5 protein-coding genes are annotated in these 5,762 nt (G+C 45.9%); 3 read left to right on the forward strand and 2 right to left on the reverse strand.

What is annotated here, in order from left to right; all coding sequences use genetic code 11:
• The first annotated feature begins 214 nt into the window (after positions 1–214).
• A complete protein-coding gene (locus FHQ30_RS09035) occupies positions 215–913 on the forward strand; it encodes a VIT1/CCC1 transporter family protein (protein WP_139611704.1) in 699 nt (232 codons plus the stop codon).
• Here FHQ30_RS09035 and FHQ30_RS09040 read toward each other — a convergent pair.
• Positions 910–1,377 (reverse strand): hypothetical protein, encoded by a 468-nt coding sequence (locus FHQ30_RS09040; RefSeq protein WP_139611705.1) that lies wholly within the window; start codon positions 1,375–1,377, stop codon positions 910–912. The genes FHQ30_RS09035 and FHQ30_RS09040 overlap by 4 nt on opposite strands.
• Before the next feature lie 129 nt (positions 1,378–1,506).
• Between FHQ30_RS09040 and FHQ30_RS09045 the strand changes: the two genes are divergently transcribed.
• A complete protein-coding gene (locus tag FHQ30_RS09045) occupies positions 1,507–2,364 on the forward strand; it encodes a LysR family transcriptional regulator (protein ID WP_139611706.1) in 858 nt (285 codons plus the stop codon).
• 35 nt (positions 2,365–2,399) lie between these two features.
• Here the strand turns inward: FHQ30_RS09045 and plsB are convergent, their stop codons facing one another.
• Positions 2,400–4,829: a glycerol-3-phosphate 1-O-acyltransferase PlsB gene (gene plsB / locus FHQ30_RS09050; RefSeq protein ID WP_139611707.1), complete on the reverse strand. Its 2,430-nt coding sequence runs from the start codon at positions 4,827–4,829 to the stop codon at positions 2,400–2,402.
• 262 nt (positions 4,830–5,091) lie between these two features.
• Between plsB and lexA the strand changes: the two genes are divergently transcribed.
• The gene (gene lexA / locus FHQ30_RS09055; RefSeq protein ID WP_139608756.1) at positions 5,092–5,733 is read left to right on the forward strand and encodes a transcriptional repressor LexA; all 642 of its coding nucleotides are present in this window, start codon (positions 5,092–5,094) and stop codon (positions 5,731–5,733) included.
• Positions 5,734–5,762 lie beyond the last annotated feature (29 nt).

The raw sequence follows: 5,762 nt of genomic DNA on the forward strand, positions 1-5,762 counted from the left end.
CATTTTAAACACAATCCGCAGGACTATGACTGTTTTTCGCCACTACTTTTCGCTACTACAGCGGCGTTAAAAGCCGTTCGTTTAGAATCACTAAACTTCACAACTTTTGCCTTATTTATTTGCAAAAAGAGTGGCGAAAAATAGTCTTATAGCTCAAATTATAAACAAAGATCAACAGACCCTAGGCTATACCACAATGGGTTAAGGAATTTATATGAGTTTTTCATGGCATCAAGAACCGCACTTTAGTCAACGGAATAATTGGTTACGCGCCGGTGTGTTGGGTGCGAATGATGGCTTGATCTCCATCGCCAGTCTACTGTTTGGTCTGGCTGCTGCCAAGCCTGATCCGCAAACAGTGATGATCACCGGTTTTGCTGCTTTAGTGGCAGGTGCGCTTTCAATGGCAGCCGGTGAGTACGTCTCAGTCTCCAGCCAAGCCGATACTGAAAAAGCCGATCTGCATAAAGAGCAGCATGAACTTACCCATAACCCGGAGCAAGAACTGGCTGAGCTGTGCCAAATTTATCAAGACCGTGGACTGAGTCATGAATTAGCACGGCAAGTTGCCGAACAACTGACACAGCAGAATGCGTTACAAGCTCATGCCCGCGATGAAATCGGGATTACCGAAATCAGTCAGGCGAATCCGCTACAGGCGGCTTTTGCATCAGCGATCTCTTTTTGTGTCGGCGCACTGCTGCCGGTATTGGTCACCTTATTATCTGCCAACAGCGCCGTGATGCTGAATTTGGCGATCAGCACGCTCATTGGCTTGGCATTGCTGGGCTACTGCTCGGCAAAACTCGGCGGCGCACCGGTTTTACCGGCAATTTGTCGAATCTTAATTTGGGGAGTGCTCTCATTAGGCATCACCAGTTTGATCGGCTTCTACTTTGGATTATCCGCTTAACACGCCATCAGTCTTGTAATTTGACGATAAGCCACTTCGAGGCTTTGTTTACTCCCGTTACTTTCAATATAAACCGGCGTAGACAAGCCTACGCTTGGCAACTGTGCAGCAAGCCACGCTTTTGCGACAAGATTTACGGCCTCATTCTCGCCGCTAATAAAAATAAACAGTGGAATTTTTTCCAGATTTTGATTGTATGGCAGGTGCTCCAACCACTGTTTCAAACAACCATAATCCTCGCTGCATAATGCCAAAGCAAGATAATCTGCCTGTTGTAACTTATCTGTCGTCGGGCATATCACCGCATACGAGGCTGAAAGTGCGGTCGCAGTGGTTAAATCCCACGTCAGCACTTCCGTATTCCGCCATTTCAGCAAGCTTTGGCGTACAAATTCATCGATTAATTGATTGCTGCGACACCCTTCGCCGTGCATTGAACTTTTAATAATCCCTAATCGGCTCATGATATGCCCCTCTTTTACTGCGAATATTAGATCAGCCAGCCCAATTGTCGATTGCTCCACAATGAAAACCACTATATGCTTTTGAAACTCTATCCTATTTTGCGCTATTTTATATCGGGAACACAGCTTATGGATACTTTAACCAGCATGAATGTCTTTCGCCAAGTCGTCGATTTAGGCAGTTTTAACAAAGCGGCGGAGTCTCTAAATATCTCTCCCGCAATGGCAAGCAAACATTTACGCCACTTGGAAGATTGTTTGCAAGCCAAACTGCTCAACCGTTCCAGCCGACATTTGAGTTTGACTGAAATCGGACAAAGTTACTACCGTGAATGCTGTCATGCGTTAGATATTCTCAATTCCGCCCGTCAAACCGCACAACAAGGCGTAGTCAATCCGCGCGGCACCTTGAAAATAACGCTGCCGATTTGGTTGGCAACCCCAGATTTTGCAAAATTATTACAGCAATACCGTACTTTATACCCTGAAGTGCGGTTGTCCCTCAACCTAGATAACCAGCGCACCGATTTGATCGCCCATGGTTTTGACTTGGCACTACGCGTTGATCGCAGTATCGATCCGAATATTATTGTTAAACCGTTAAGCGATATCGAGTTCTATTGGGTCACTTCACCACAATATTTTCAGTCGCTTTCCGCCCCCATCAGCCTTGAAAACCTAAATCAACACATTGCCGTCACCCCAAATTACACCAGCACCGAATATGAGCTCAACAGTGTCGCCGACAGCAATAATACCATGATGTTAAAAGAGTTGGTTTGCGCCGGCATGGGAGTTGCCAATTTGCCGCACTGGGCAATTTCGGCAGAATTACAACAAGGACGTTTAGTCAGAGTGCTGACCGGTGAAAAGGCGAAAAGCCTAAAACTCTATGCTGCCTACATGAACCGCGAGCATCTGAGTGCCAAAATCCGCACTTTCATTGATTTCCTCGCCGAAAAATTGGATAACAAAAAGGCGGAATAATCTCCGCCTTCATTCTTCTCAATCCTCAATTGCAATCAACTTTTTTCTTTTTCCACCGCACTTTCGACGGAACTGGAGATCGTCAGATAAACTTCACTCGACAGCAACGGACGCAGCACCCTTGCTAACTCCGCAATTTTATCACTGTCGGCGCCGCCATTTTCACTGAAATAACCGTTTTCACGCAAACTGGCAATAAAAGTAGAGAACACTGCCTTATCAAAAAATTCCGGCGCATTAATGCCGTGCAGCACCGACAAACGCTGTGCCACCGATTGGCTCTCTTTCTCCAAACTGCCACGTGCGATTTGCGGATCGGCTTGCAGGAAATCCAGTGTAATATAATAGCGCTGCACCACCTCACGCACGCCTGCCGCCAGCAGTTGCAATGAGCGAATATTGCGCTTATTGATGCTGAGCATATTTTCGTGCTGATTGATCAACGCTTGGCGCTGTAGCTCCGCCACAATTTTCGCAACGAGTGGTTTGATCTCATCCTGAGCAAAATCCATAAACAATTCTGCTTTCAAGAACGGATAAATTTTCTCTACTGCTTGCAGTAACAGACTTTGTTGGATCGCTTCATGGTGGATAACAATCGAAGCAATCAGTGACGGCAACACAAACAGATGTTGAATATTATTCCGATAATAAGTCATCAACACCGCCGAAGAGCGCTCCAGTCGGATAATTTCGCCGAAATTGTCTTTTTCCAAAATAATCCCGACTTTATCCAAGCCCAATACATGCTCGAGCATTGCTTCAGGCGACTCTTGCGGCACGATCACATCACGGCTGTAGCTGACATTATTCAACAGTTGCTGATAACAACTGAGTTGCGCCAACAACTGTTCGCGCGACAACGCCCGCTGGCGGGAAGAGAGCAACACCGTGCCAATCAAATTCATGGCATTAATCGCCGCAGCTTTATTGATATTGCGCATCACTTGCTCAGCAATTTGATCAACTGCGGCATTCAACCAACTTTTGTTTTCCTCACCATGCAACTCTTTCCAATTCGGATAGTGCTGATTCAAATAAGTATTCAGGGTGATCGGTTCGCCGAAGTTGACATAACCTTTGCCCATATTGCGCAGCTTTTTGATCACTCGCAGCACCAAACCGGCATTTTCTTTCTCTTTCGCCGCACCGCGCAGCTCTTTAGCATAGGTATCGACTTCCAAAACATGCTCATAACCGACATACACCGGCACCAAACTGATCGGTCGGGTCTGTCCTTCCATCAACGCCTGCAACGTCATCGACAACATCCCGGTTTTCGGTGCCAACAAGCGCCCGGTGCGCGAACGCCCACCTTCAATAAAAAATTCGACCGCATAACCGCGATGAAACAGTTCGGATAAATACTGACGAAACACGGTTGAATATAAACGGTTGCCACTAAAAGTACGGCGGATAAAAAATGCTCCCCAACTACGGAAACGTCCGCCGACCGGCCAGAAATTCAGATTAATCCCTGCGGCAATATGCGGTGGCACCAGCCCTTGGTGGTACAACACATACGACAGTAATAGATAGTCAATATGGCTGCGGTGGCACGGAATATATACGATTTCATGCCCTTCAATCGCCAATTTTCGCACTCTGTCACCATTTTTGACATCGATACCACGATAGAGTTTATTCCACAGCCAGCCTAAAAAACGATCCGCTAAGCGCAGACTCTCATGGCTTACATTGGCGGCAATTTCGTGCAAAATATCTTCAGCATTTTTAGTCGCTTTAGCATGATCAATTTTCTTATTTTTCGCCTCATCGGCAATCGCCTCTTGCACTGCGGTAGCTTGCAAAATTTGGCGGAACATGGCTTGTCGATCCGGCAGGCGTGGACCGGTTGTGGAAGTACGTTGTTTAGCAAAGTGAATTTTGGCGACCCGGGTCAATTTAAGCGCAATTTCATCGTCACTGCCCTGCAAATGTGCCATGTCGCGCAACGACACCGCTTTGGAAAAGCGTACAAAATTATCACGCCCGAACCAAATCATCGCCCACAATTTCTGCAAACGACCTAAAAAACGCAAGTGCGGTAATTTCTTTTCACGCCCTGGCGAACGCCCCCACAGCACAGACACCGGCACCAACTGCACATCCAACTCAGGATGGCTGCGGTGCAATTCAAAATATTTGGAAAACAGCGTTCGGGTATTCTCAGTCAGTTGCTGGGACTTAAAAAAGCGGCGCCCTCTGTCCAAAAAGACAAAACGCGGCAGCTGGTCACCGTTAATTTTGTTATTCAATAACGGATCCGGCAGTCCCAACTGCAGACAATTTTTGCGCAAAATCAGTAAATCGGTCTGTGAAGTGTAAGGCAATAAATATAAAAAGCACTTTTGCTTGTCCAACTCCAGTTCCCCAATCGGATCACTTGGGATAGGGTTAGATTTCACTGATAACGACAGCATAAAATTCAAAATCTTACGATAAATATTCAGAAAAATTGACATTCTTATTGTTATCCAAATTTAACGAGTTAATTAATTATTCGACACTAGAGTCTGTTGATGCTTCAGCCTATTTGCTGTTCCGCTAGCTATTCCGCTAAATTGTAAACTTTAACATAATTTCCAGTAATCGCCTATTTCCATCTTGGTCAGTGAGCGGAGCTATCATCGTATCAGACACCATTTCTTACCGATTTAGTGATTGCACATTAGCAAATACTGTATATAATAACAGGGAAACTGTATAAAAAAACAGGGGGTCACTATGAAACCACTAAAAGCACTCACACCGCGCCAGCAAAAAGTCTATGATTTTGTCCGCTCTCATCTAGAATCTACCGGTATGCCGCCCACTCGGGTGGAAATTGCCAAAGAGCTGGGTTTTCGCTCCCCCAATGCAGCGGAAGAGCATTTGAAAGCTTTAGCACGCAAAGGTGTGATCGAAATTTTATCCGGCACCTCGCGCGGCATCCGTTTATTACTCAACGAAGAGCAAAGTGCGGTTGAAGAAGAGGAAGAGGGCTTGCCACTGATTGGACGGGTTGCTGCCGGAGCGCCAATTCTGGCACAGCAGCATATCGAAGGCAGTTATAAGGTCGATGCGTCAATGTTTAAACCTCAAGCGCATTTTTTGCTGAAAGTCTATGGTATGTCGATGAAAGATATCGGTATTTTAGACGGCGATATGCTGGCGGTGCACCGCACTCAAGATGTACGCAACGGACAGGTTGTGGTTGCCAGAATTGAAGATGAAGTCACGGTGAAACGGCTAGAAAGAAAAGGTTCAACCGTCTATCTACATCCTGAAAATGAAGAGTTTAAACCGATTGTGGTCGATCTGAAAACCGAACAGATGGAAATCGAAGGCATTGCGGTCGGTATTATTCGCAATAATGCTTGGATGTAACATTGTTCAGTTATTAGGGTCTGTTGATC

The organism is Testudinibacter sp. 'clade 2', from assembly GCF_006227735.1.
In the GTDB taxonomy this organism is placed as follows: Bacteria; Pseudomonadota; Gammaproteobacteria; order Enterobacterales; family Pasteurellaceae; genus Chelonobacter.